This is a genomic window from Actinokineospora xionganensis (assembly GCF_014323725.1).
Taxonomy (GTDB): Bacteria; Actinomycetota; Actinomycetes; order Mycobacteriales; family Pseudonocardiaceae; genus Actinokineospora; species Actinokineospora xionganensis.
The window spans coordinates 1-25,302 of record NZ_JABVED010000012.1; the positions used below are offsets into that span (position 1 = coordinate 1).

29 protein-coding genes are annotated in these 25,302 nt (G+C 69.9%); 20 read left to right on the forward strand and 9 right to left on the reverse strand.

Annotated elements, in window-relative coordinates; all coding sequences use genetic code 11:
* Window positions 1-82: 82 nt before the first annotated feature.
* On the reverse strand, window positions 83-730 hold the full coding sequence (locus GPZ80_RS20550) for a TetR family transcriptional regulator (RefSeq protein ID WP_312880470.1): 648 nt from the start codon (window positions 728-730) through the stop codon (window positions 83-85).
* An 85-nt stretch (window positions 731-815) separates the two neighbouring features.
* Here GPZ80_RS20550 and GPZ80_RS20555 point away from each other — a divergent pair, with 85 nt between their 5' ends.
* From GPZ80_RS20555 to GPZ80_RS20570, 4 genes are all read left to right on the forward strand, one after another.
* Window positions 816-1,874: a ferredoxin reductase gene (locus tag GPZ80_RS20555; protein WP_312880471.1), complete on the forward strand. Its 1,059-nt coding sequence runs from the start codon at window positions 816-818 to the stop codon at window positions 1,872-1,874.
* Between the two features lie 11 nt (window positions 1,875-1,885).
* Window positions 1,886-3,016: a fatty acid desaturase family protein gene (locus GPZ80_RS20560; protein ID WP_187222473.1), complete on the forward strand. Its 1,131-nt coding sequence runs from the start codon at window positions 1,886-1,888 to the stop codon at window positions 3,014-3,016.
* A gap of 17 nt (window positions 3,017-3,033) precedes the next feature.
* Window positions 3,034-3,249: a hypothetical protein gene (locus GPZ80_RS20565; protein ID WP_187222838.1), complete on the forward strand. Its 216-nt coding sequence runs from the start codon at window positions 3,034-3,036 to the stop codon at window positions 3,247-3,249.
* Between the two features lie 188 nt (window positions 3,250-3,437).
* Window positions 3,438-3,674 carry a hypothetical protein gene (locus tag GPZ80_RS20570; RefSeq protein ID WP_187222475.1) on the forward strand — a complete coding sequence of 79 codons (237 nt, stop codon included), beginning with the start codon at window positions 3,438-3,440 and terminating at the stop codon, window positions 3,672-3,674.
* 27 nt (window positions 3,675-3,701) lie between these two features.
* Here the strand turns inward: GPZ80_RS20570 and GPZ80_RS20575 are convergent, their stop codons facing one another.
* From GPZ80_RS20575 to GPZ80_RS20600, 6 genes are read right to left on the reverse strand one after another with little or no spacing between them, the layout of a single operon-like run.
* Window positions 3,702-5,255 (reverse strand): acetolactate synthase large subunit, encoded by a 1,554-nt coding sequence (locus GPZ80_RS20575; protein WP_187222476.1) that lies wholly within the window; start codon window positions 5,253-5,255, stop codon window positions 3,702-3,704.
* Between the two features lie 28 nt (window positions 5,256-5,283).
* On the reverse strand, window positions 5,284-6,654 hold the full coding sequence (locus GPZ80_RS20580; protein ID WP_187222478.1) for an FAD-binding oxidoreductase: 1,371 nt from the start codon (window positions 6,652-6,654) through the stop codon (window positions 5,284-5,286).
* Window positions 6,655-6,696: 42 nt separating this feature from the next.
* Window positions 6,697-7,473, reverse strand: coding sequence for an exodeoxyribonuclease III (locus tag GPZ80_RS20585; protein WP_187222480.1), 777 nt, complete (start codon window positions 7,471-7,473; stop codon window positions 6,697-6,699).
* A gap of 10 nt (window positions 7,474-7,483) precedes the next feature.
* The gene (locus GPZ80_RS20590; RefSeq protein ID WP_187222482.1) at window positions 7,484-7,849 is read right to left on the reverse strand and encodes a hypothetical protein; all 366 of its coding nucleotides are present in this window, start codon (window positions 7,847-7,849) and stop codon (window positions 7,484-7,486) included.
* A 9-nt stretch (window positions 7,850-7,858) separates the two neighbouring features.
* Window positions 7,859-8,926: an NAD(P)/FAD-dependent oxidoreductase gene (locus GPZ80_RS20595; protein WP_187222484.1), complete on the reverse strand. Its 1,068-nt coding sequence runs from the start codon at window positions 8,924-8,926 to the stop codon at window positions 7,859-7,861.
* Window positions 8,927-8,935: 9 nt separating this feature from the next.
* Window positions 8,936-9,523: a TIGR03086 family metal-binding protein gene (locus tag GPZ80_RS20600; protein WP_187222486.1), complete on the reverse strand. Its 588-nt coding sequence runs from the start codon at window positions 9,521-9,523 to the stop codon at window positions 8,936-8,938.
* 79 nt (window positions 9,524-9,602) lie between these two features.
* Here GPZ80_RS20600 and GPZ80_RS20605 point away from each other — a divergent pair, with 79 nt between their 5' ends.
* The 4 genes from GPZ80_RS20605 to GPZ80_RS20620 all read left to right on the forward strand — a co-directional run bounded on the left by GPZ80_RS20605 (window position 9,603) and on the right by GPZ80_RS20620 (window position 12,416).
* Entirely contained in the window at window positions 9,603-10,370 is a 768-nt protein-coding gene (locus tag GPZ80_RS20605) for a helix-turn-helix domain-containing protein (RefSeq protein WP_187222487.1), read from the forward strand.
* Window positions 10,367-10,792, forward strand: a complete 426-nt coding sequence (locus tag GPZ80_RS20610) for a GNAT family N-acetyltransferase (RefSeq protein ID WP_187222489.1) — start codon at window positions 10,367-10,369, stop codon at window positions 10,790-10,792. Before GPZ80_RS20605 ends, GPZ80_RS20610 begins: the two co-directional genes overlap by 4 nt.
* Window positions 10,793-10,874: 82 nt before the next feature.
* A complete protein-coding gene (locus GPZ80_RS20615) occupies window positions 10,875-11,306 on the forward strand; it encodes a hypothetical protein (protein ID WP_187222491.1) in 432 nt (143 codons plus the stop codon).
* Window positions 11,307-11,360: 54 nt separating this feature from the next.
* Window positions 11,361-12,416 (forward strand): FAD-dependent oxidoreductase, encoded by a 1,056-nt coding sequence (locus tag GPZ80_RS20620; protein WP_187222493.1) that lies wholly within the window; start codon window positions 11,361-11,363, stop codon window positions 12,414-12,416.
* Here the strand turns inward: GPZ80_RS20620 and GPZ80_RS20625 are convergent.
* Window positions 12,413-13,177, reverse strand: a complete 765-nt coding sequence (locus tag GPZ80_RS20625) for an SGNH/GDSL hydrolase family protein (protein WP_187222495.1) — start codon at window positions 13,175-13,177, stop codon at window positions 12,413-12,415. The genes GPZ80_RS20620 and GPZ80_RS20625 overlap by 4 nt on opposite strands.
* Before the next feature lie 56 nt (window positions 13,178-13,233).
* Here GPZ80_RS20625 and GPZ80_RS20630 point away from each other — a divergent pair, with 56 nt between their 5' ends.
* The 4 genes from GPZ80_RS20630 to GPZ80_RS20645 all read left to right on the forward strand — a co-directional run bounded on the left by GPZ80_RS20630 (window position 13,234) and on the right by GPZ80_RS20645 (window position 16,478).
* A complete protein-coding gene (locus GPZ80_RS20630) occupies window positions 13,234-14,292 on the forward strand; it encodes a beta propeller repeat protein (RefSeq protein ID WP_187222497.1) in 1,059 nt (352 codons plus the stop codon).
* An 11-nt stretch (window positions 14,293-14,303) separates the two neighbouring features.
* Window positions 14,304-14,705, forward strand: a complete 402-nt coding sequence (locus GPZ80_RS20635) for a VOC family protein (protein ID WP_187222498.1) — start codon at window positions 14,304-14,306, stop codon at window positions 14,703-14,705.
* Complete coding sequence (locus tag GPZ80_RS20640; protein ID WP_187222500.1) at window positions 14,702-15,097, forward strand: OsmC family protein; 396 nt, start codon at window positions 14,702-14,704, stop codon at window positions 15,095-15,097. Before GPZ80_RS20635 ends, GPZ80_RS20640 begins: the two co-directional genes overlap by 4 nt.
* A 295-nt stretch (window positions 15,098-15,392) precedes the next feature.
* A complete protein-coding gene (locus GPZ80_RS20645; protein WP_187222502.1) occupies window positions 15,393-16,478 on the forward strand; it encodes a hypothetical protein in 1,086 nt (361 codons plus the stop codon).
* Window positions 16,479-16,515: 37 nt separating this feature from the next.
* Here GPZ80_RS20645 and GPZ80_RS33760 read toward each other — a convergent pair whose 3' ends face one another.
* A complete protein-coding gene (locus GPZ80_RS33760) occupies window positions 16,516-17,025 on the reverse strand; it encodes a zinc ribbon domain-containing protein (RefSeq protein WP_312880489.1) in 510 nt (169 codons plus the stop codon).
* 4 nt (window positions 17,026-17,029) lie between these two features.
* Between GPZ80_RS33760 and GPZ80_RS20655 the strand changes: the two genes are divergently transcribed.
* The 8 genes from GPZ80_RS20655 to GPZ80_RS20690 all read left to right on the forward strand — a co-directional run bounded on the left by GPZ80_RS20655 (window position 17,030) and on the right by GPZ80_RS20690 (window position 25,211).
* Window positions 17,030-18,475 (forward strand): ABC transporter substrate-binding protein, encoded by a 1,446-nt coding sequence (locus tag GPZ80_RS20655; protein ID WP_187222504.1) that lies wholly within the window; start codon window positions 17,030-17,032, stop codon window positions 18,473-18,475.
* Window positions 18,472-19,368: a branched-chain amino acid ABC transporter permease gene (locus GPZ80_RS20660; RefSeq protein ID WP_187222506.1), complete on the forward strand. Its 897-nt coding sequence runs from the start codon at window positions 18,472-18,474 to the stop codon at window positions 19,366-19,368. Before GPZ80_RS20655 ends, GPZ80_RS20660 begins: the two co-directional genes overlap by 4 nt.
* Window positions 19,365-20,513, forward strand: coding sequence for a branched-chain amino acid ABC transporter permease (locus GPZ80_RS20665; RefSeq protein ID WP_187222508.1), 1,149 nt, complete (start codon window positions 19,365-19,367; stop codon window positions 20,511-20,513). The genes GPZ80_RS20660 and GPZ80_RS20665 overlap by 4 nt, the downstream gene beginning before the upstream one ends.
* The gene (locus GPZ80_RS20670; RefSeq protein ID WP_187222839.1) at window positions 20,500-21,273 is read left to right on the forward strand and encodes an ABC transporter ATP-binding protein; all 774 of its coding nucleotides are present in this window, start codon (window positions 20,500-20,502) and stop codon (window positions 21,271-21,273) included. The genes GPZ80_RS20665 and GPZ80_RS20670 overlap by 14 nt, the downstream gene beginning before the upstream one ends.
* Window positions 21,270-21,977, forward strand: coding sequence for an ABC transporter ATP-binding protein (locus GPZ80_RS20675; protein WP_187222510.1), 708 nt, complete (start codon window positions 21,270-21,272; stop codon window positions 21,975-21,977). The genes GPZ80_RS20670 and GPZ80_RS20675 overlap by 4 nt, the downstream gene beginning before the upstream one ends.
* A gap of 25 nt (window positions 21,978-22,002) precedes the next feature.
* Window positions 22,003-22,473 (forward strand): hypothetical protein, encoded by a 471-nt coding sequence (locus tag GPZ80_RS20680; protein WP_187222512.1) that lies wholly within the window; start codon window positions 22,003-22,005, stop codon window positions 22,471-22,473.
* Complete coding sequence (locus GPZ80_RS33765; RefSeq protein WP_187222514.1) at window positions 22,470-23,621, forward strand: M15 family metallopeptidase; 1,152 nt, start codon at window positions 22,470-22,472, stop codon at window positions 23,619-23,621. The genes GPZ80_RS20680 and GPZ80_RS33765 overlap by 4 nt, the downstream gene beginning before the upstream one ends.
* Window positions 23,622-23,720: 99 nt before the next feature.
* Complete coding sequence (locus tag GPZ80_RS20690; RefSeq protein WP_187222516.1) at window positions 23,721-25,211, forward strand: S8 family serine peptidase; 1,491 nt, start codon at window positions 23,721-23,723, stop codon at window positions 25,209-25,211.
* Window positions 25,212-25,302: the final 91 nt, after the last annotated feature.

Consider the following 25,302-nt stretch of genomic DNA (forward strand, 5'->3'; position numbering starts at 1 on the left):
ACACATGTTCGATCTTACCGCTCAAACCGGCCGATCCCCGCAGGTGAAGCCACGATCACCCGATCGTGAATCACGCCCGGCGTCAAGCGGGCAGGCTCCGCCAGGCGGCCATGCCCAGGACGATCAGGCGCAGCTGACCCTCGGCGACCGACACGACCTGGGCGCGGTCGTCCGGGTGCTCCCCAACCTCCAACAACGCCGTCACGATCGACATCATGGCGCCGACCATGAGGTCCGCACCCATCCGCAGGTCCTCCGCCGACCAGTCGGCCAGCCCGGGGAACCGCCCGAGGTCGACCGCCAGTTCGCTGCCCAGCAGCCGAAGTTCCGCCGCGATCGCCCGCCGCACCGACGGCACGTCGCCGTGGCGCTCCCGGAGCAGGAAGCGGAAGTGGGGGGCGTGTTTGCCGACCTGGTTGACCAGGATGTCGACCGACCCGCGGATCGCGTCGCCCGCGGGCCGCTTGCGGGCGTCGCGCAGCATCGCCCGTAGGGGGCGCATGGCCTCCTCGACCAACTCGACGCCCAGTTCGTCCATGGACGCGAAATGCCGGTAGAACGCCGTGGGGACGATTCCGACCTCACGGGTGACCTCGCGCAGACTCAGGCTCGCCAGGCTCTGCTGCGCCCCGAGCGCCGCGTCGAGCAGTGCCTGTCTCGTGCGCTGCTTGCGTTCCTGGCGGGTTCCGCCCGCGTCCACTGCCACGAGTTTGAGAGTACGGGTGTTCACCGTCACGTCCGTTTCACGTTGACAACATCGTTCCGCCGCGCTGAACTTTTGAGTGTACGCATGTACACCCAAAAAGGAGGTCGTGGTGCTCACCACTGGGCTGAGGTTCCTGGAGGCCCTGGCCACGCCACATGGCGTCGACCGGTACCTGGAACTGATCCACCCGATGCTGACCGTCCGAGAGCTGCGCGGTGAGGTGACAAGTGTTCACCGAACCACCCGCGACACGGTCACGCTGACCATCCGGCCGACGCGACGGTGGCAGGGTTTCACCGCCGGGCAGTTCGTCCGCGTGTCCGTCGACATCGACGGAGTACGCCGGACCCGCTGCTACTCCCCCGCCACCTCCCAGCACCGCGACGGCCACTTCGAGCTGACCGTCAAGGCGCACGAGAGCGGCCTCGTCTCCCGCTGGCTGCACGCCAACGCCCGCCCGGGCCTGGTCCTCGGGCTCTCGCAGGCCGAAGGCGAGTTCACGCTGCCCGCCGACCGGCCGGACAAGATCCTGCTCATCAGCGGCGGCAGCGGCATCACCCCGGTGCTGTCGATGCTGCGCACCCTGAGCGACGAGGACTACCAGGGCACCGTCACGTTCCTGCACTACGCCTACACCGAGGCCGACGTGCCGTGCCTGGAGCAGCTGCGCGACCTCGCGGCTGACAAGCTCGTCCTGGCTTACACAGACGCCGCGGGCGGCGACCTCGAAGGCTTCTTCGACGAGACCCACCTGCGCAAGGCCGCCCCGTGGTTCGCCGAGGCGCAGACCTATCTGTGCGGGCCGCCCGGACTCATGAAGGGCGTCCGCGACGTCTTCGCCGACCTCGGCGTCAGCGACCGGCTGCACACCGAGGACTTCGCGCCGACCCCGATCACCGTCGACGCGGCCGACGCGACCGGCGACGTCACCTTCGCCCGCAGCCACCGCACCGCGCCGAACTCCGGGGCGACGCTGCTGGAGCAGGCCGAGGCCGCGGGACTCAAGCCCGAGCACGGCTGCCGCATGGGCATCTGCTTTTCCTGCACCCGCGTGAAGACCGAGGGGTGCGTCCGCGACGTGCGCAACGGCGCGCTGTCCACCGACCCGGACGACGAGATCCAGCTCTGTGTCTCCGTCCCCGTCGGCGACGTCGCCATCGATCTCTAAGGAGACCCACCATGACTGTCACCAAGCTCCCGAAGCTCAGCAAGGCCCAGTTCGACTCCCTCGGCCGCGAACTCGACGACCTGCGCCAGCGGGTCATCGACGACCTCGGCGAAGCTGACCGCAAGTACATCTACGACGTGGTCAAGGTCCAGCGGACCCTGGAAGTCATGGGCCGCGGCCTGCTGTTCGCCGGGTTCTTCCCGCCCGCCTGGGTGCTCGGCGTGACCGCGCTGTCGGTGTCGAAGATCCTCGACAACATGGAGATCGGCCACAACGTCATGCACGGCCAGTACGACTGGATGCGTGACCCGGCGCTGAACTCGAAGATGTTCGACTGGGACACCGTGGCACCCGCGGAGAACTGGAAGCACTCGCACAATTACATCCACCACACCTACACCAACATCCTGGGCAAGGACCGCGACATCGGTTACGGCATCCTGCGCATGGACGAGGGCCAGAAATGGAACCCGTACTACCTGGGCAACCCGGTGTACGCGTTCCTGCTGATGGCGTTCTTCCAGTGGGGCGTGATGCTGCACGACATGGAGACCGAGCGGCTCATCAGCGGTGAGAAGAAGTGGTCTGAGACCAAGGCTGTCCGGCAGCGCATGTGGCAGAAGGGGGTCAAGCAGACCCTCAAGGACTACGTGCTGTTCCCCGCACTCACCGGGCCGATGTTCCTCACCACGCTGGCGGGCAACGCGACGGCGAACCTGGTCCGCAACGTCTGGGCGTTCTCGATCATCTTCTGCGGGCACTTCCCGAGCGGGGTGCAGACCTTCACCGAGGAGGAGACGGCGAACGAGTCACGCGGCGAGTGGTACTACCGGCAGATGCTCGGCTCGGCCAACATCACCGGCGGCCCGCTGTTCCACATCATGTCCGGCAACCTGTCGCACCAGATCGAGCACCACCTGTTCCCGGACATCCCGGCCCGGCGCTACCCACAGATCGCCCCCGAGGTCCGGGCCATCTGCGAGAAGTACGGGCTGCCGTACAACACCGGCGGCTTCAGCAAGCAGCTTGCGTCGGTTTTCACCAAAATAGTGCGTCTTGCCCTGCCGGACAGCTTTTGGGGCAGGCCTTCCGGCCCGCCTGCGGGTACGGTCGGCAAGGGCCGCGCGATGCGTGCGGCATGACAGGAACGGGGGCCGACATGGTCAGCGAATTCGAGACCGCGAAGGACACCGTGCAGGAGCTGACGGAGTCCGCCGCCACCCACATCGGGCAGATCGCGACGATCATCACCGGCGCGGTGCGCGACGTAGCCCGGGAGATCGGCTCGTGGGCGACGGACGTGATCGAGATGCGCGACGCGGCCGAGCGCGCGAAGGCGGACCACGCGCCGCTTGTCATCGACGAAGACCGCTGATCCGCGCTTCGTGATCCGAAGAGAACACCTTTGAGGATTTGGCTTCCTCAAAGGTGTTCTCTTTGTGCGCTGAAGTAACTCTGTGCTGGGCCAACGACCTCTTCCGGGTCCACCCGTCCGAGGTCTCGTCGCGGCTTTCCTTGTCTGCGACGCTTAATTTGTCCGTACTGTCCAGCTAGGAGTGACACATGCGCACCACGGCAAGACGATTCGGCATCCTGCTCAGCGCCACCGCACTGAGCCTCGCACTCGCCGCACCCGCGGCCACCGCGGAACCCGCGGCACCCGCAGGCGGCGATTACCCGTGCTGGTACGACCACCACTACCACGGTGGTTTGTTCGGCCTGGTCGACGGTCTCCTGTTCGGCGGCCATCACTACTGGTGGCACCACGGGCACGGCTGGTGCCCCTGGCCGGTGAACTGACGCAGGCGGCCGCAGGCCCGTGCCTCGTCAGATGAGTGACGGCACCATCGCATCGATCAGGTGCGGGCCTGGCTCGGCCAGCGCGCGGCTGAACTGCTCGGCCAACTCCTCCGCCGTCGTGGCCCTGGTCGCGGGAACTCCCATACCCTCGGCCATCTTCACAAAGTCCATGTCCGGTGTGGACAGGTCGAGCAGCGAGTTCGCGTTCGGCCCGGCACCTTCGGCGCCGACCCGCATGAGCTCCATCCGCAGGATGGCATAGGCGCGGTTGTTGAGGATCACCGTGGTGACGTTGAGGTTCTCGCGGGCCATTGTCCAGAGCGCCGAGATCGTGTACATCGCGCTGCCGTCGGACTGCAGGCACACCACCGGCCGGTCCGGACACGCGACCGCGGCGCCGACAGCGACCGGGAGTCCCTGGCCGATCGCGCCACCGGTCAGGGTGAGCACGTCGTGGCGCGGTGCGCCCGCGGTGACCATGGGGATCATCAGGCCGGAGGTGTTGGCCTCGTCGGAGATGATCGCGCCATCGGGCAGCAGCGCGCCGATGACCTCCGCCCAGTTCTGCGGCGTGAGCACACCGGAGGGCAGCGCCGGGCGGGAAGGCTCCTGCAACAGGGGCTTCGCGTCGGCGGCGACGCTGTCGGCGAGGCTTTCCAGCGCGGCGGCGACGTCCTCGCCGAGGTCGGCCAGGGTGTGCACCTTGCAGCCTTCCGGCGTCAGCTCACTGGCCTTGCCCGGGTACGCGAAGAACGACACCGGCGCCTTGGCGCCCACCAGGACCAGGTGTTTGACGTCGGTGAGCTGCCACTGGACCTGCTCGGACAAATAGCCCATCCGGTCGATGGTGGGCAGGCCCGCGCCACGCTCCAGCCGTGCGGGGAACGTCTCGATCAGCGGCTTGGCCCCCGTCGCGACCGAGATCCGGCTCGCCGCGAGGAGCCCGCGTTCCCGGGTGGCCCCGGCGCCGAGCAGGATCACGGTCGATTCACCGGACCGCAGCACCTCCGCGACGGCCGCGATCCGCGACTCGTCCACTGTGGACGGAGGGGGCGGCTCGATCGGTGACGCGACGACGCCGTCCGGCCCCCACGAGACGTCGGCGGGCAACACGAGGTTGGCGATGCGGCCCGGCGCGGTGCGCGCGGCGGCGACGGCCTCGGCGGCGTCACGGCCGATCACGGCACTGTCGGTCGAGGTGCGGTTCCACCCGTGCGTCCACTCCGACAGGGCGTCGATGTCGGACTCCAGCGGCGCGTCGAAACCCTTGTGGGACAAGGCGTGGTCGCCGATGACGTTGACGATCGGGGTGTGCGCGCGACGGGCGTTGTGCAGGTTCGCCATGCCGTTGACCATGCCCGGGCCCAGGTGCAGCAGGGTCGCGGCGGGTTTGTCGGCCATCCGGCCGTACCCATCGGCGGCGCCGGTCACCACGCCTTCGAACAGCGCCAGCACACCCCGCATCTCTGGCACGGTGTCGAGCGCGGCGACGAAGTGCATCTCGGAGGTGCCGGGGTTGGCGAAACACACGTCGACGCCCCCGTAGACCAGCGTGCGGATCAGTGACTGTGCGCCGTTCATGAGGTCCTTCTCTTGCCGGGGACGAGGTTCAGTCGAACAGGACGCCGGGGTTGAGGATCCCCGCCGGGTCGAACGCCTGCTTGATCCGGCGCATGAGGTCGATCTTCGCCGGGTCCTCCAGGTCGAGGAAGTACTGCTTCTTGGCGTGGCCGATCCCGTGTTCGCCCGAGATCGCGCCGCCCAGGGCCATTCCCGCCTCGAACAGGCCACGCAGGGTGGCGCTCCGCTTCTCGGCGTCCTTTTGGAACACCGCGAGGTGCACGTTGCCGTCGCCCGCGTGTCCGCAGCCGACGACGAAGCTCTCGTTGGCCTGGGCGACCGCGGTCACCTTGGCCATGAACTCGGGCAGCGACGCGCGGGGGAGCACGGTGTCGATGATCTCGTCGGCGCCCGCGCCCTTGGCGGTGAAGAAGGCTTTCTCCCGGGCCTCGATGAGCTTGCGGGCCGAGGGGCCGGGCAGCACGTAGGCGTCGACGGCGCCGAGTTCGCTGAGCAGCGTGCCCACGGCTTCCACGTCGGCGTCGAGCCGGTCGCCGTCGCGGTTCTCCAACATCACGACCAGATAGGCCTGGGACGTGTCGCGGACCTGGTCGGGAATGCCCAGCTGCAGGTCGGCGGTGTAGGTGATGGCGCCCATGGTCATGGCGTCGATGTATTCGAGGATGAGCGGTGCCAGGCCGCTACCGACCACCTTCGGCACCGCCCGCACCACCGCGTCCAGGTCGGCGAACGGCGCGAGCACGGTGGCCTGGTGGGCGACGCGGGGCTGGAGTCTGAGGGTCGCCTCGGTGATCAGCGCGAGCGTGCCTTCGGAGCCGACGATGAGCTGGGTGAGGTCGTAACCGGTGCTGGCCTTGACGTACTTGCCGCCGGTGCGCAGGACCTCGCCGGTCGGCAGGACGGCTTCCAGGCCCAGGACGTGGTGGCGGGTGACCCCGTACTTCACCGCCCGCATGCCGCCCGCGTTGGTGGCGGCGGTGCCGCCGAGGCTCGCGCTCAGCTCGCCCGGGTAGACGGGATAGACCAGCCCGACCTCGGCGGTGCGGTCCTCCAACTCCTGGAGCGTGACGCCGGGCTGGACGACGGCGACGTGGTTGTCCGTGTCGATCTCGATGACCTTGTTCATCCGGTCGAAGGACACCAGGATGCCGTTCTCCCGCGGCACGGCGGCGCCGGACAGGCCGCTGCCCGACCCCCGTGCCGTGACCGGCGTCGCGGCCTCCGTGGCGGCACGCAGGATGTCGGCGACTTCGGCGGCGGAGGCCGGTCGGACGACATAGGCGGGGCGGACAGGATCGGCCGACAGCGTCTCGTCGTGCGAGTAGTCCTCCGAGGCGTCGGCACCCGTGAGCACATTCCCGGCTCCGACGACGTCAGCCAGCTTCGCGGCGAGGTCCATCGCTTCACGATAGTGCGCTGATCAGCACTCCGCCCAGATCATTCAGGCGATCTCCACGACGACGGGCGCGTGGTCCGACGCCCCTACTCCCGCACGCTCGGCGCGGTCGATGAACGCCGACCGCACGCGCGCGGCCAGGGAGGGTGAGCCGAGAAGGAAGTCCAGGCGCATCCCGCGATTGCGCTCGTACCGCTGGCGGAAGTAGTCCCAGTAGGTGAAGACCTCGGGACCGGGCGCGTGCGGGCGGACGAGATCGACGTAGCCGTCGTCGAGGAACGCGGTGAACGCCTCACGCTCGGGCGGGGTGACGTGGGTGGACTTGGCGAAGGCGGCCATGTCGAAGACGTCCTCGTCCATGGGCGCGATGTTCCAGTCGCCGGTCAGCGCGGTGTCGCCGCCCAGCCAGGAACGGGCGGCCGCACGGAGCTTGGCCAGCCAGTCGAGCTTGTAGACGTAGTGCGGATCGCCGACCTTGCGGCCGTTCGGGACGTAGAGCGACCAGACGCGGACCCCGCCGCAGGTGGCGCCGATGGCCCGGGACTCGGCGGCGATCGGGTCACCCCACCCGGGCATGCCCTCGAAGCCGACTTGGACGTCCTCGATGCCGACCCGGCTGATGACGGCGACGCCGTTCCACTGGTCGGTGCCCGCGGCGGCGATGTCGTAGCCGAGGGCCTGCAGACCCATCAGCGGGAGTTGGTCCTCGCGGGCCTTGGTCTCCTGCAGCGTGAGCACGTCGATGTCGTGGCGCTCCAGGAATCTCTCGACCCGGTCGATGCGGGAGCGCAGTGAGTTGACGTTCCAGGTGGCGATTCGCACCCTGTGAAAGCTACGCGGGTCGGAAGCCGGAGCAGACGATCCGCAGGTAACGCAGCCTGCCGTCGCGCTCACGGTAGTACGCCTGCTGCTCGACGACGTGCGGGCCGTCGGGGGTGGTGATGTCGAAGCGGTAGCCGGTTCGCTGGGTGTCCCCCACCGCGTCGCCGGTCTCCAGGGCGGCCACGGCGTCGATGTGGTCGTGTTCCTCGAACCAGCTGTCGAACACGATGTCGACCACCTCGGTGGGGGTGGCCGCCGTCCAGAAGGTGTTCGGGGTGAGGGCCCTGAAGTCGACCTCGGGGTCGAGTAGCGCCGCCAGCCCGTCACGGTCGCGCAGCATCATGGCGTTGGCGAACCGTTCTCCGAGAGAGGCCATGGGTGGACGCTACGCCGTCCAGAGCGGACTGCGTAGGTCTTCGGCGGTCACCCCGATGTCGGCCGGAATCGCCTCACCGCGGATGACGGCCGCGCCCGCGGCGGCCAGGGCTGGGGCTATCTGGATGCCGTAGCCGCCTTGGCCCGCGAAGAAATGGAACCCGGGGTGCCCGGGGGCCTGCCCGACAACCGGGCTGCGGCCGGGGGTGAACGAACGCAGCCCGGCCCACGCCGTCCGCACGGACCGCAGGCCAAGGGTGGTGACTTCGTTGACCCGGTCGATCGCGAGGGCGATGTCGAGCTCGTCGGGCTTGGCGTCGCACGGTTCGGTGGGGGTCTCGTCGGCGGGCGAGAGCAGGACACCTTCGCCTTCGGGACGGAAGTAGAACCGCTCGGCGGCGTCGGCGACCAGCGGCCAGGCCGGGTCGACCGGTCCGCCGACGGCGATCGCGATGGTGCGCTTGAGCGGGGTCAGGCCGATCGAGGGGACTCCGGCGAGCGCGGCGACCTGGTCGGCCCAGGCGCCTGCCGCGTTCACCACCTCGTCCGCGTGGATCTCGTCGTGGCCGAGGGTGACCCGCCAGCCGCCGCCGTCGCGGGTCAACGCCGTGACCCGGGCGGCCATCCGGATCTCGCCACCGCGGGCTTTCAGCTCACGGACGTAGTGCTGGTGCAGGCCCATCGCGTCGATGTCCATGGTTCCGGCGTCGAGGGCGATGGAGCGGAAGGCGTCGGGTCGAAGGGCGGGGCACAGGTCTCGGGCCTCGGCGATGGTGATGGGCCCGGCGGTGCCCGCGGCCACGGTGTCCTGAACGTGCTGGTCACCGTCGTCGTCGGTCGAGACCCACAGCATCGGGCGTGGTCTGAGCAGGCCCGGCGCGAACCGGGTGCGACCGGCGGCGGTGAGGGCGCGGATGACGCCGCCGCCGTAGCTGGGCAGGTAAACGGCGGCGGAGCGGCCGGTGGTGTGGCGGGCGAGCATCGGCTCGGTCTCCACGAGAAGGACGTCGCGGCTGCCCGCCAACTCCGCCGCCACCGACACCCCAGCGATACCGCCGCCGATCACCACCGTCGTCATGCCCGCAGACTACGTCCGCCAGGCCGGGTCGCGGCCGGTCAGTCCGGCCAGCCGGTCGAGCACCGGCGCGGTGTCGGGCACCTTGACCTCGGCGCCGAACGCGCCCCACTCGCGGGCCATGTCGGCCATGCCCTCGGCATCGGCCAGTGCGGCGCGGGCGAGGTCGTCGTCCACCTCGAAGTCCTGGCCGGTCGCCTTGGCGAGATCCCAGCCGTGGATGACGAGTTCGCCGTAGACCATCTGGCCGATGAAGGACGCGGCCAGCGGGCTCGACGCCATCACCGACTCGCCGTCCCACGCTCCTGGTTCTCCCCACGCGCGGACCGCGCGGTCGAGTCGGGTGACGAAGAAATCCTGGAAGTCGGGTTTGGCGGCGTAATCGGTGAGGCCTTCCTTCTCCGACCCGTCCTCCGGAACCGGCAGCTTGCGCGCGGTGCGCTCGGAGACGACGGCGGACCAGTGCGTGAGGTGGTTGACCAGCGCGCGCACGTCCCAGTCGGCGCACGGGGTGGGGAGGTCGTACTGGTCGGGCTTGACGTTCGCGACGACGGCCGCGGCCGCCTTGGCGGCCCGTTCCATGCAGGTCTGCTTGTCCATGCCGCCGACGCTACGAGTTGTCCACAGGGGAGGTCTTGAAGAAACGCGACATGTCGGTGCCCGGGGTTATGTTGCCGGCATGACGGTGGTCGAGGAGAGGCGCAAAGGCGTGCTCAGGGCACGGGCGGCGGGCCCGGAGTTCGTGCTGCGCACGCTGTCGCCCTCGGCTGGGCTGGCGCCGTTCGTCGAGTACTACTGGCTGGTGTCGTGGGACGTCAGCGAGCCGTTCGACCAGCAGGTGCTCCCCCATCCCAACGTGCACCTGGTCTTCGAGGACGACGGACCGCTGCTCTACGGCGTGATGCGCGGGAAGTTCATCCGCAGGCTCGAGGGAACGGGCCACGTCCTCGGCGTCCGGTTCCACGCGGGTGGGTTCCGGCCATGGCTGGGCAAGCGGGTCTCGTCGGTGACCGACAAGGTCCTGCCGGGCTTCGTGGAGCCGGGAGGCGTCCTGGCGGCTGGAGACGCCGAGGCGATGGTCGCGGCCGCGGAGTCCGTGCTGCTGCCCCGGCTGCCCGAAGTCGACCCGGTTGTCGAGGACGTCCGGGCGATGGTGGCGGCGATCGACGGTGGTGTGTCCAGAGTGGACACCCTGGCCGGGGAGTTCGGGTTGACGGCGCGCTCGGTGCAGCGGTTGTTCAGCGAATACGTCGGTGTGGGGCCGAAGTGGGTGATCCGGCGGTTCCGCGTGCATGAGGCGGCGGCCCGGGTCGACGCCGGGACGGACGTCGACTGGGCGGCGCTGGCGAACGACCTCGGCTATGCCGATCAAGCACATTTCACCAGGGAGTTCACTGCGAATATCGGTGTCTCCCCCAGCCGCTACGCCGCTAGATTGCGGGCATGAGCGAGTACGAGATCGACGATGACCCCAAGCGGGTCGACCTTGACGCCGTGTGGGCGTTCATGTCGACCGAGGCGTACTGGGGCCACTGGCGCACTCGGGAGCAGGTTGCCGCGCAGATCGATTCCGCTTGGCGGGTGGTGGGCGCCTATCACCGGGAGACCGGCGCGCAGGTCGGCTTCGCCCGCGCGGTCTCCGACGGGGTGGGTTACGCCTACCTCGCCGACGTCTACGTGCTGCAATCGGCACGCGGCACCGGCTTGGGCAAGGCACTGGTCCGCACGATGATCGACGAGGGTCCGGGCGCCAAGTTCCGCTGGGCGCTGCACACCAAGGACGCTCACGACCTGTACCGCCTCTTCGGGTTCGCCGAGCCGACCATGACCTACTTGGAACGGCCGGGGACGGGCTCTCAGTTGAGATGAGCCCGGTGCCCGAGGAGCGTTTCAGCTACCCGCTGACGCGGGCGCGTTCGTCGCGATCCAACTCTGGTTCTTCGTCCAGCACGTGGGGCTGCTCCTCGGGCAGATCGCGCTGTGGCGGACGGGCGTCGCGGGGCGCTCGCGCACGGTCTGGGGCGGCCACGCGGCCGGTCTCGCGGGAATGGCGCTGCTCGCCGTGACCGAGGTGATCGCGACGACGGCCGCCGAGGACCCGCATCCGAGCGAGCGCACCGACCTCCTCGACATCCTCTATGGCGGCTCCAGCCTGGCCACCGGTCTCGGGCTCGTCATCGTCGGCGTGGCCGTGGTCCGCGCAGGTGCTTGGCAGGGCGTTCGTCGGTGGCTTCCGCTGGCCCTGGGCGTCTGGGTCTTCGTGCCGATGACTCCGGCGATCATGGCGGGCTTCCTCCCCGCCCGCCTGTCCATCACCGGGTGGATGCTGCTGTTCGCCGCCCTCGGGTGGGTGCTGATGAAGGCGGACCGCGACCGGGTGTGACCGATCAGACGCCTGCCGAGGGAAGCCTTACGGCGACCGCGCGTTGTTGGAGATATGACCACCGAGGTGGACGTCGCCGTCATCGGCGCCGGGCAGGCGGGCCTGTCGAGCGCCTACTTCCTGCGCCGCGCGGAGCTCGACTTCGTGGTGCTCGACGCCAATGCGGGACCGGGTGGCGCCTGGCAGCACCGGTGGCCGACGCTGCGGCTCGGCGGGGTGCACGGTATCCACGAACTGCCGTACTTCCCGTTCGAGTCCGAGGACCTCGACCGCCCGGCGTCGGAGGTCGTGGCCGAGTACTTCGGTGCGTACGAACGGAAGTTCGCCCTCCCGATCCGCCGCCCGGTGAAGGTCCAGTCGGTGACCGACGGCCCCCGCTTGCGCGTCGAGACCGACCACGGTGTCTGGATGGCTCGCGCTTTGATCAACGCGACCGGCACGTGGGACCGCCCGTTCTGGCCGCGTTACCCCGGTCAGTCCGGCTTCCTCGGCACGCAGCTCCACACGGCCGACTACCCGGGCCCGACGGCGTTGGAGGGCAAGCGCGTGGTGGTTGTGGGCGGCGGATCGTCCGCCGTCCAGGCGCTGATGGAGATCGCCCCGGTCGCGGCCGCCACGACGTGGGTCACCCGGCGTCCCCCGGTGTTCCGCACGGAGCCGTTCACCCAGGAAGTCGGCCGGGCGGCGGTCGCTCGGGTGGAGGAAGCGGTGCGGGCGGGTCGCAGCCCGGCCAGCGTCGTGAGCGTCACCGGCCTGTCCGTGACGCCGGAGGTCACCGCCGCACGGGAGAGCGGGGTGCTTGACCGGCAGCCGATGTTCGAACGGGTGCTGCCGACCGGCGTCGCTTGGGCGGACGGCCGGTTCGTCGAGGCGGACGTCATCCTGTGGGCGACCGGCTTCCGCGCTGCCCTGGACCACCTCGCCCCACTGGGCCTGCGCGGCCCTGGCGGCGGGATCGTCATGGACGGCACCCGGGTCGCGGCGGACCCGCGGCTGCACCTCGTCGGCTACGGCCCGTCCGCCAGCACCATCGGCGCCAACCGAGCGGGACGGGCGGCGGTCCGTGAGATCCGCGCCCTGCTCGGACAGCGGACAACAACCGCCGCTTAGACGAACGGCGACAGCTCTGGTCGCTTGGGCACCCGTCCGTCGCCCGAGGAACGTCCGGTGAGTCGCCGACCGATCCATGGGCCCAAGTGCTGCCGCGCCCACCGCAGGTCCGACCGGACGCGGCTCGCCACCGACGCCGGAGCCACGGCGGGCACCGGCGCGGTCCAGTCGAACTCGGGGTCGTGTCCCAGCGCCTGCAGGGTGGCCTCGGCGACCCGGCGGTGTCCTTCGGTATTGAGGTGGATGCGGTCATCGGCCCACAGCGCGGGTGAGTCGAACACCTTGGCGGAGAACAGGTCCACCACGATCGCCGAGTGCTTGTCGGCCAGTTCGTCGACCACCGCGAGCAGCCGGTTGATCCGCGGCATCAGCCGAGCGCTGCCGCGCATCCGGCCGGTCGGGTCGACCACGCGGAACAGCACCAGCTGCCTGGCCGCGCCTGCCAGTTCCTCGGCCGCGTGGGTGATCTTCGCCGCCACCGCGCCGACGTCGCAGCCGGGCCGCAGGACGTCGTTCATGCCGCCGGCGAAGCTGACCAGGTCGGGCGCCATGGCCGCGGCGGGCGCGACCTGCTCGTCGACGATCTGCCCGACGAGCTTCCCGCGGATCGCGAGGTTCGCGTAGCGGAACCCGGGTGTCGACGCGGCGAGCCGGTCGGCGACGAGGTCGGCCCAGCCACGGCAGGTGCCGTCAGGAAGGTCGTCGGACATGCCTTCGGTGAAGGAGTCCCCCAGGGCCACGAAACTGGTGTATGCGTTCATCTTGTGGTCGAGTTTAAACTCTTGAGTAACTTGATTCGGGCGCTAGGGTCCGGCACATGAAGCGACCCTTGATCATCGCCGCGGCTGTCGCGGCGGCCTTCGGCTTGCCGCAGGTCCCCGCGTCGGCCACCCCGGAGCCCGGACTCACCTGGCAGCTCTCCCCCACCGGCTCCGAGGCCCGGCTACGCGGTCTGGCGGCCGTGAGCCACCACGTGGCCTGGGCGAGCGGCAGCGGCGGCACCGTCCTGCGCACCACCGACGCCGGACAGTCCTGGCAGCGGTCGACCCCGCCAGGAGCGGAGACACTGCAGTTACGCGACATCGAGGCGTTCGACGCCGACAACGCGGTGGCGATGTCCATCGGCCCCGGCGAGGACTCCCGGATCTACCGCACCACCGACGGCGGCGCCACGTGGACCGAGACGTTCCGCAACACCGAGCCGACCGCGTTCTACGACTGCATGGCGTTCTTCGACCGCAGGCACGGCCTCGCGCTCAGCGACCCGGTCGACGGCAAGTTCCGGGTCCTGTCCACCGGTGACGGCGGCGCGACCTGGTCGGTTCTGCCGTCCGACGGTATGCCGGCCGCACTGGAAGGCGAGTTCGCGTTCGCCGCGAGTGGGCAGTGCATCAGCGTCGCGGGCGGCCGCGACGCGTGGATCGCGACCGGCGGCGGCGCCAAGGCGCGCGTGCTGCACTCGAACGACCGCGGCCGGACCTGGGAAGCGGCCGACACCGTGCTGGCGAGCAACGCGAGCGGCGGCGTTTTCGCCACGGCGTGGCGTGACACCAAGCGCGGGATCGCCGTCGGCGGCGACTTCGCCGCGCCCACCAACGGCGTCGACGCGCTGGGCCTGACCCGGGACGCGGGGCAGACCTGGACCAAGCCGTCGAACGCCCCGCAGGGCTACCGTTCCGGCGTCACCTGGCACCCGTTCGTCCGCAGTGGTGCGATTGCGGTCGGACCGACCGGCAGCGACGTCACCTTCGACAGTGGCCGCAGCTGGAAACAGTTCGACGCGGGCACATTCGACACTGTTGACTGCGCCGGCGACGGCGCGTGCTGGGCCGCGGGAGCGACCGGCCGCGTCGGCATCCTCCGCCTGACGACGTAAGGACACACCGCGTGGCTTCAACGATCCACAACATCACCTTCGACTGCGCCGACCCGTACACCCTGGCCCTCTGGTGGAGCGAGGTCGTGAACCGGCCCATCCAGAAGGAGGACGAGCCGGGCGACCCGGAAGCGATGATCCACTTCGACAACGGCCCGACGCTGCTGTTCATCCGCGTCCCCGAGGGCAAGTCGGTCAAGAACCGGGTCCATCTCGACCTGTGCCCGGACGACACCCGCGACGCCGAGGTCGAGCGCCTGCTCGGCCACGGCGCCTCGCTGGTCACCGACCACCGCAGGCCGGACGGCACCGGGTGGGTCCTGCTGGCCGACCCCGAAGGCAATGAGTTCTGTGTGGAGCGTTCGGCCGTCGAAAAGGAGCAGCACAGCAAGAACATGGCTGCCCCAGCATGACCATCGACGTCGAACGCACCGGGTCGCACGAGTTCGTGGGGCGCAACGGTCGGGGTGCCGAGGTCAGGATCGGCCGCGTCGGCCAGGAGGGCTCGTTCAGTCCGGTCGAGCTGCTCCTGGCCGCCGCCGCGGGCTGCGTCGCGATCACCGGCGAGGAGCTGATCTTGCGTCGCACGGGTGAGATCCCGATCCGGGCGGCGGCCGCCGATGTCCGGCCCGCGGGAGCCCACCAGCTCGACGGAGTCGACGTCTCGCTCGACCTCGACCTGTCCGGGCTGGATGCCGAGGCGCAGGCGGAGGTGCGGGCTATTGTCACCCGCGCGGTCGAGGCGCTGTGCACGGTCACTCGGACGCTGAAACAGTCCAACGAAGTGCGGCTGACCATAGCCTGAGGCACTGCGAAAAGTTCGTGACGAGAACCCGCCCCACCTGCTGAAACGCCGGTGAGGGCGGGTTTTCGCGATCTTGGCCCGGCCACCTGACATGCACTTGTGCGCATCTTTGGCGCGCCTGCCTCGTTGACCCGCTCGACAGACACCCCCGCTGTCCGGCTCGCCGTCGCGGCGTCAGGAGGTCGTTGTGACTGGTCACAACTCCAGTGCCCGAAATCTGCCTCGATGTCCCAATATCCTCCGGTCGAGCCGGCCGTTGAGTCCTGTATCGACTGTCGCCGACCCCGGGAGAACCATGTCCACGCGCCGGCGCCGCGCCGCCATCGCACTGATCGGCGGGCTCGCGCTCCTGACCGTTCCGGGGGTCTCCCAGGCGGCCGCTCCCGACGTCACCCCGGGCACCTTGTCCGGCGTCTCGGTGGTGAAGACGGGGTGGTGGTGGCGGGTCAACGAGACCCCCGACCAGCCCGCCGCCGCACCACCGGCCGTGGCGCCGCCCAACGCCCCCAGCGGGACCCTCCCGGTGGCCGCGGCGGTCGGCGACCCGGAGAAGATCTTCGCCATCGAGTTCGCTCTGGACGCGGAGCCCGGGGCGACCGTGACGTCGTTCGTCTTGGCACTCAAGCAAAGCGGCGCGACCGCGGCCAACGCCAACCAGGAGAGCGCGAAGATCATCGCGTGTCCGGTGACCGAGTTCTGGGCCGACGGCCAGGCCGCGCCGTGGAAGACCCAGCCGCTGTTCGACTGCGGCGCGTCCGCGGCGGGCACCGCCGGACCGAACGGCGTGTGGACGTTCGACCTGACCTCGATGGCGAGCACCTGGCTCGCACCGGGCAGTTCGGCGCCGACCTCCGTCGTGCTGGTCGAGCAAGTCGAGGCGCCCGCGACGTTCCAGGTCGCGTTCGACGGTCCGGCCGCCAACGGCGTGGGCGCGAAACTGGTGTCCACAGCCGCTCCCGCGACCACCGATCCCTCCACTCCGGACAGTTCGGTGGGCGGATCGGATGGATCCGCCGGCGGCTCCGGTGGAACCGGCACGGGTGACCTCGGCGACGCGGGCGGTGGCGGTGGCGCGGTGCCCGCCGACGCAGGCGCCGTGCCCGACGCGGGCGCGGTGCCCGGGGACGCGGGCGCGCCCGTCGCGGCGGGCGCGGAGACGCCGACGACAGCCGGTCAGGCACAAGCCGTGCGAAGCGCGGGCAAGCTGCCGATTTTCGACAACATCCCGACGGCGGCGCTGTTCCTGATCCCGGTGGTCCTCGTCGCCGCGTACCTGATGATGCTCGCGCTCGGCCCGGCGGGCGAACCGACCCTGACGACGGTCCGCCGCGGCGTGAGCCGCGCCCTGGAAACGCGGCGTGCCGCGGGAGGTCAGCTTTGACATCCTCCCCACCTGAAGTCGGGGATTCCAACAGCGACTACCGCACAAGGAGGAGGTCGCGTTGAGGTTCACGGTTCCCAGGCTCACCCAACGGCGGGCCTCCCCGTGCGGTCACGGCATGCCCTGCCGCGAATCGAATATTCAAGGCCGCGTTCACATCCGCGTTGCAGGCAAAGCCACAGGATCGGCACCGGAAGACGGCTTGGCTCTCGCGCGCCCCCCGATCCACGACCCCACACGCCGACCAACGCTGACTGGTGAACCGCGGATCGACCCTCACCACCCGCCCCGGCGCCTTCCGCTCCACGCGGGTCACAAGCATGCCCCACCCGTTGGCGAGGATCCCGCGGTTGAGCCCTGCCATCTGCCGCACACCCCGGCCAGGGGCGTCCACTGTCCCCTTCGCCGACCGCGTCATGCGACTACCACCGACAAAACCCGGAGACACCAATGAGAACCGGCAAGCCACGGCACGCTCCGGCCTCAGCAGGGCTGCCGCTCCCGATTCCCTCCCGGAGTGAACGCCGGAGCATCCTCTGGAGGTCATGGTGATGCGCGTTCGGAACACCTTGGTCCCCGCAGTCTTCCTCACCGTCGCCGCACTCGTGACGACGGCCTGCGGCCAGAAACCTGGCGTGGCCGAACTCGGGATCGGCCCCGGCGGCCAGTACTACGGCGACAACAGCGCGGGCGTCGGCGCGGACGGGGTCCCGCTCGACCCGGCGGCCGCGGGGCCGGACGGGGTCGCGGGCCAGCCCGCGGCGAACGTGCCCGGCGCGGGCGGGACGGCCGGCGGGGGCTCAGCGGGTGGAGGGTCGACCGGTGGCGGGGGCGGTGGAACCAGGCCCGGCGGCGGGGGCGGCGCGACGCCCGGTGGCGGCGGACCTGGTGACCGGACCGGCGTCACCGACACCACCATCAAGATCGGCGTGCACGCCCCGGTCACCGGTGCGGCCGCGTTCCCGCAGCAGTCGTTCCAGAGCGGTGTCGGGGTGTGGGCCAACCACATCAACAGCAAGGGCGGCATCCACGGCCGCAAGATCGAGATCGTCTTCCGGGACGACCGCTTCGACCCGAACAGCGCGCGCGGGGTGTGCAAGGAACTCGCGCAGCAGCAGAAGGTCTTCCTGCTCATCGGCGCGGGCGGCTCCGACCAGATCGACGCGTGCGCCCGCTACGCCACCTCGGTGAACACGCCGTACCTGTCGGCGGGTGTGCACGAGACCCGGCCGAATCTGGGCTCCCTCAACGCCTTGCGCACCTTCTACGCGATGTCGCTGACCTACGAGGAGCAGGTTCCGCTGCTGGTCAACGTCGCGAAGACGGACCTGGCGGGCAAGAAGGTCGCGGTGATCGTCGCCGACAACGACAGCCTCAACAACTTCTACGCCAAGGTCGACGGCGCCATCAAGCAGGCGATCGGCGCGAATGTGGTGCTGTCGCGGCGAATCCCGAAGAAGACCGACGTCGACGCCCCGGCCATCGCGACCCAGATCTGCAACAGCGGCGCGCAGGCCGTGCTGTGGAACGCCAGCCCGAGCGGGCTGATCAACGTCAGCAAGTCGATGACGTGCAGTGTGCAGTTCTTCGGGCCGGGCAACACCAACGGCCTCAACATCGTGGCCACCGGCGGCTGCCCCAACGTGGGCAACGCGCTGTTCTTCTCATCGTTCCCGGGGCTGGACAAGATCGGCCAAATGGACCCGGAGTTCGACCCGGCCTACCGCCGCAAGACCGGGGCCGCGCCCGACGACATCGGCATCGCGCTGTGGGGCGCGGAGAAGCTGATCGGCTCGATGCTCCAAGCGGCCGGAAAGGACCTCAGCCGGGAGAAGTTCCTGGCCACGCTGGCCAGTGGCAAGCGGTTCGACACCGGGGTCTACCCGGGGGTGCAGTGGAGCGGCAGCGACCACTTCGGCGGCACCGCCATGCACCTGCTGCGGGCCGACTGCGGCGCCCGGCAGTACCGGACCCAGCGGTTGAACGTGGCGCCATGACCATCGACGAACTGGGCATCGTCCTGGTCACAGGTGTCCTCCAGGGCAGCGTGTACGCCTTGGTGGCGTTGGGAATCGTGCTGGTCTACCGCGCTTCCGGGGTGTTCAACTTCGCCCAGGCCGAGTTCGGCACCACCGGCTTGTTCGCCGCGTTCGTGGCGGTGGAGATCTGGGGCTGGTCCTACGGCTGGGGTGTCCTCTTCGGACTGCTCGCCGCGGTCGCGATGGGCTTGCTGACCGAGCGGCTGGTGATCCACCCGCTGCGCGACGCCTCGAAGGTCACGCTGCTCGTCGGCACGGCGGGCGTGGCGCTGACGGCGGTCGGAATCCAGTTCTGGCAGAACAACGAGGTCCCGATCCGGCAGATGCCCAAGATCGTCGAGGGTGTCGCGGCGACTCCGTTCGGGGCCGCGGTCACCTACCAGCAGCTGATCACCTTCGGCGTGCTGTGCGCGGTCGCGGTCGCGCTGGCGGTGTTCTTCCGGTCCCCGTCGGGTCTGGCGATCCAGGCGGCACAGCAGGAGTCGACGGCGGCGGAACTCGTCGGCATCAGCGTGCGCCGGGTGTCGATGATGACCTGGGGCATCGCGGCGCTGCTCGGCGGCCTCGCGGGTGTGCTGGCAGGCCCCAACACCACGTTCACCGCGGGCTTCCTGACCTTCGGCGCCGGTCGGGCGCTGCTGCCCGGACTCATGGCCGCCGTGCTCGCCGGGATGCGCAGCATGCCGGGCGCGGTCATCGGCGGACTGGTCGTGGGCGTGGTCGAGCAACTCGGCACGCTCTCCGCGCTCGAACAGGTCCACGGCGCGAAAGCCCTGGTGCTGTTCGTCTTCCTGCTCGCCGTCCTGCTGCTGCGGCCGCAGGGCCTGTTCGTCCGGAGGGCAGCGACATGAGTGCGGCGATCGAGACCCCACCGGAGACCCCGGCCGAGAAGACCGCGGTGCTACCGACCGTCAGCGTCGAGGAGAAGCCGTTCCGGCCTGGTATGTCCGGCGTTCTGGGCCGTGGTCTGGCCTGGGCCGCGGTGGCGTGGCTGGTGCTCGCCGTCCCCGGCAACCACCTTTCGCCGTTCGACCTCGGGGTGTCCGATGTCGGCGTGCTCTCGACGGCGGCGATCTTCGCCATCATCGGCCTGTCGCTGAACGTGCTGATCGGCTATGCGGGCACGATCTCGTTGGGCCACCAGGCTTTCGTCGGTATCGGCGCGTTCACCTCCGCGTTCGTCGTGACCGATCTGGGCATGGAGTTCTGGCTGGCGGTGCCGATCGCCGCGATCATGGGCGGGGTCCAGGCGGCGTTGCTCGGCGCGATCTCGCTGCGCCTGTCCGGGCTGTACTTCGCGCTGGTCACCCTGGCGTACGGGATGTTCGCCGAGGAGAGCCTGTTCGGCATCGCCGCGCTGACCGGCGGCGAGGGCGGCAAGGCGGCGCCGCGGCCGATCGGCTTCGAGACCGACTACCAGTACTACTACGTGTGCCTGGCGTTCCTGGCCCTGGTGTGGTGGCTGGACCTGCGACTCACCCGGACCAAGGGCGGCCGCGCATTGCAGGCGCTGCGGGAGAACCCGCGGGTGGCGTCCTCCTACGGCATCAACGTCAAGGCCTACACGATGCTCGCGTTCGTCGTCTCCGGTGTCTTCGCCGCGATCGGCGGGTCGCTGCTCGCCCACCACGACGAGGTGATCGTGCCGAGCAGCTTCGACTTCGAACTCGCCCTGCTGTTCGTGCTGATGACGGTCGTCGGCGGGCTGCGCAACCGGCTCGGGGTGGTCCTCGGCTCGGTGTTCTTCGCGCTGCTGGGCTCGGGCTTCCTGGTGGAGGCACTGCACCTGACCGGCTTCGTCGAGGGTGTCATCGGGCTGCCCAAGGAGTTCGTCGCCCTGGTGATCGGCCCGATCCTGCTGCTGCTCACGATCACCCGCTTCCCCGGCGGCATCGGCCAGCAGGTCGCGCCGGTCCGGGGCTGGATGCTCGGCGGCCGGTTCGACCGGCACGCGGGCGCGGTCAAGGAGATCGAGGTGAACGATGTCCGTGCTTGAGGTCGACGCGGTCAGCATCAACTTCGGCGGTGTCCAGGCGCTGCGCGAGGTCACGCTGCGCGCGGGCGAATGGGAGATCGTCGGCATCATCGGTCCCAACGGCGCGGGCAAGACCACGCTGTTCAACTGCATCACCGGCTTCTACAGCCCCACCTCCGGGCGGGTCCGCCACCGCGGCCGTGACATCACGACCATGCCGGTGCACGCGCGGGCCGCGCTCGGGATCGGGCGCACCTTCCAGAACGTCGGCCTGGTCAAGAACGCCACGGTCCTGGAGAACCTGCTCACCGCCCAGCACCTGCGCATCGGCTACGACCCGGTGACCGGCATGGTGGGCGGCCCGGCGACCTTCGCCGAGGAGCGCGGGCTGACCGACCGAGCCCACCAGTTGCTCGAGCTGTCCGGGCTCGCGGGTCACGCGCACGCGCGGGTCGCCGATCTGCCCTACGGGTTGTTGAAGCGCATCGAGATCGCCACGGTGCTGGCCACCGACCCCGATCTGCTGCTCCTCGACGAGCCGGGGTCCGGGCTCGGACCGGAGGAGGCGCACTCGCTCGGCGACACGCTTCTGGGGCTGCGCAAGGAGTTCGGCCTCACCATCGTGATGATCGACCACCACGTTCCGCTGGTCACGCGGATCTCCGACTACGTGTACTGCCTCAACTTCGGGGAGGTGCTCGCCGAGGGCAGACCCGACGTGGTGCGCCGCCACCCCGAGGTGGTCCGCGCGTACCTGGGCGAAGAGGAGGCCGCGTCGTGACGCTGCTCAAGATCGAGGGGCTGGTCGTCGGTTACGACGCCTTCCCCGTGCTGCACGGCATCGACTTCGAGGTCCAGGAGGGCGAGGTCTGCGTCCTGCTCGGCCTCAACGGCGCGGGCAAGACGACGACGGTCAGCACGATCGCCGGTCTGCTGCGCCCGCGGTCGGGGCGGGTCCTGTTCGACGGCAAGGATCTCGGCCGCAAGTCGCCGTCGGCGCGGGTCAGCGCGGGCATCTCGCTGTGCCCGGAGGGCAGGCGGGTCTTCCCCCGGCTGACCGTGCGGCAGAACCTGCGGCTGGGCGCCTGGACGCGGCGGCGCGACAGCAAGACGGTGAAGCGGCAGCTCGATCTCGCCTACGACTACTTCCCCCGGCTCGCCGAGCGCGAGGAGCAGCTCGCCGGAACACTGTCCGGCGGTGAACAGCAGATGCTCGCGGTCGGCCGCGCGCTCATGTCGCGGCCCCGGCTGCTGCTGATCGACGAGGCGTCCCTCGGATTGTCCCCCACCGTGGCGAAGACGGTGTGGGAGGTGACGTCGCGGATCAAGGCCGACGGCACCACGGTGCTGATGGTCGAGCAGAACGCGGGGGCCCTCCCGTTCGCCGACCGCGCGCTGATCATGGAGAAGGGAACGCTGGTCTACACCGGCGTCGGCGACGAACTCCGCCAAGTCAACCTGCGTGAGGCCTACCTGGGCGCCTGAGGCGCCCACGACGAAGGAGTACACAGTGCGGATCAACCTGGGTCGACTGGGCGGACAGCTGGGGGTGCTGCTCTGCGTCACCGGCTTCCTCGTGATGTTCCTCGGCTGGAACGGCGCGGCCAGCAGCAACTTCACCCCCGCGCAGTTCCCGTACCTGATCTCGGGCGGCATGGTCGGGCTGGCGATCGTGGTGATGGGATCAGCGATGATCATCGTGCAGAACCACCGGGCGGACCGGGTCCGGCTGGAGGACGCGCTCGACCGCGTCGCCGCCGCGGTCGCCGACCACGGGACCAGCCCGGCCGCCGCCAACGGATTCGGCTTCACCGGGTTCGTCGTGGCAGGCGAGTCGTCGTACCACCGGGTCGACTGCCACCTGCCGCAGGCGCGGGACGAGGCCGAGCTGGTGAAGATCGACGACGTGATCGTGCGCGGCCTGACCCCGTGCCGGGTGTGCAGCCCGCCGCAGCTGGGACAGGCGACGCTGCAGCTGTGAGACAGCTCGTCGCCTTGGTCCTGTGCGCGCTCGTCACCGGGTGCGGCGGCTATGCGGGCGAGCCCGCGGCGGCCCCCGCACCACCGGCGATCGCGGTCGACTGGTCGGTGCAGGACCCGGGTCCGCCGCCCACCGAGCCGCTGCGGCCGGACCTGCTCGTCCTTGGCACGGACACTCTGCCCGAGCCGCTGGTCGAGGAGTTGCTGGCGGTACGCGGTGTCCAGGGATCGCTGAGGCTTTCCGTCGCGTCTGTCGCTGTCGCGCACCAGACCATCACAGTCGCGGGCGCGGACCTCGCGCCTTACCGGCGGTTCGCCGCGAAGGTCACCGCCGAGTCCGAACCGGTGTGGCGCGCACTGGCCGCGGGCGAGGCGGTCATCACCCATGAGATCGGCCGCGACCTGAGCCAGGATCTCGGCGGCGAACTGGCCTTGCGGGACCAGAGCCAGGACTTCCGGCTGCGCATCGGCGCCTACGCCTCGACCGTGCCGACCATCGACGCCCTGGTGAACGTGCGCCGCGCCGAACAGCTCGGCATGGCGCCGGGGAACGCCATCCTGCTCTCCGTGGACTCGACGGACGTGCGCATGGCCCTTGAGCGGATCGCGGGCGACACGGCTTCGGTCCAGCCGCTCGTCGAGCCCGCCCGCGGTGGCGGCGGAGAGCGGCAGGCGGCCTACCTGACCGGCGGTTCGGTGGCCAAGGCGGTCGGCTCGTTCAGCTACCGCTATTTCCCCGACGGAAGCGTCCAACCCGACGCGCGTTGGGTGTCGGCGAACATCCGGACCGAGACCGTTCCCCTGCTGGGCCGAGTCACCTGCCACCGGCGGATGCTGAGCCAGCTGCGCGGCGCCCTGACCGAGATCGAGCGCGCCGGACTGGGCGCCTTGGTGCATCCGGGCGAGTACGGCGGCTGCTACGTGCCCAGATTCATCGGCCGCGACCCACGCCGGGGGCTGTCGCTGCACACCTGGGGCATCGCCGTGGACCTCAACGTCCCTGGCAACCTGCCCGGCACGGCGGGCCAGATCGACCGACGAGTCGTGTCGGTGTTCAAGAAATGGGGCTTCTCCTGGGGCGGTGACTGGGGACCGCAGCCGTCGAGGGATCCGATGCACCTGGAGCTGTCGGCCCTGGTGGGCAACTGAGGGCAGACCATGGACACCGGCCATCCCACCTGGTAGACCCCTCTGGGGTTCTTCGCAGGAAAAGCAAGGTCGGGGACCGTCCTACCGGAAGGTCCGGATATGAAGCATTCGAGACGCAGGCTGTCCGCCGTACTCGGCCTGACAGCGGCACTGGTCGTCGCACCGACGGCCACCACGAGCATGGCGGCGACCGGCGCCACGGATTCGACCTATGTCGTGCTGTACCGGCAGGGCGCGTCGACCGCGGACGCGGGCCAGGCCATCGCCGCGGCGGGCGGAACCGTCGTGGCGAACTACGCCGAGATCGGCGTGATCGTCGCCCGTTCGGCGAACAGCGGATTCGCGAACACGGTCAAGAAGTCGAGCGAGGTCGACGGCGTCAGCGCCACCTCCGGGCTCGGCACCCGGGTTGCCCCCGCCGCCGAAGGCGGGTCCGCCGAGGCCGAGGCCGTCCAGGCCACGTGGGGCGACACCCTGTCCGGCAGGCAGTGGGACATGGTCCAGATCAACGTGCCGCAGGCGCACGCGGTGACCGGTGGCTCCGACTCCGTCGTCGTCGGCAATCTCGACACCGGGCTGGACTTCACCCACCCAGACATCGCGCCGAACTACGACGCCACCCGCAGCGCCGACTGCTCCAGCGGTGCGGCGACTCCGCTGGCCGTCGGCAACGACGCCCACGGGCACGGCACGCACACCGGCGGCACGATCGCCGCGGCGGCCAACGGCTCCGGCATCGTCGGCGTGGCGCCCAACGTGAAGCTCGCGGGCATCAAGTCGAGCAACGACGACGGCTACTTCTTCCCCGAGATGGTCGTCTGCTCGTTCATGTGGGCCGCTAAGGCGGGCATCAACGTCACCAACAACAGCTACTACGCCGACCCGTGGCTGTTCAACTGCAAGAACGACGCGGAACAGCGCGCGATCTGGGAAGCCGAAAGGCGGGCCATCCGCTACGCGCAGTCCAAGGGCGTGCTCGTGATCGCCTCACAGGGCAACGACAGGTCGGACCGCACACACCCGGCGTTCGACGACTCCAGCCCGGACTACCCGCCGGGCAACGAAGAGGAGCGCAGGATCACCAACGCCTGCTCGGTCGTCCCGCTCGAGGTCCCCGGCGTCGTCGGCGTGACCGCCACGGGCAATCTGCGGCTCAAGTCGTTCTACTCCTCCTATGGCATCTCCACCGCGGAGGTCACCGCCCCCGGTGGCGACTCGATCCTGCAGCGCACTGACGCCGCGCCCAACGGACTGGTGCTCTCGACCTGGCCGGCCACGGCGTCCTGCAACCCCGTGCGCACGGTGTTCGACCCGGGTACGGGCGCGAAGTACTGCTACGCCCAGGGCACGTCGATGGCGGGTCCGCACGCCGTCGGTGTCGCCGCGCTGCTGATGTCGGTCCAGTCCGGCACGCCCGGCCAGGTGGCCGCCAGGCTGCAGCAGGCGACCAACCCGCTGTCGTGCCCCGACACGTCCATCTACGCGCCGTTCCCGCAGCTCGGTGGCGCCCCGCAGACCTGCCAAGGCGGTCCGGCGCACAACAGCTTCTACGGAGCCGGTGAGGTCGACGCGCTCAAGGCGGTCAGCTAGCGACGGTGGTGCCGAGGTCGGTCTTGTCCGGCCTCGGCACCCTCCGTGCCGGACTATCGCCGATACGATGCGGCGTGGTGTGCCGCGACCG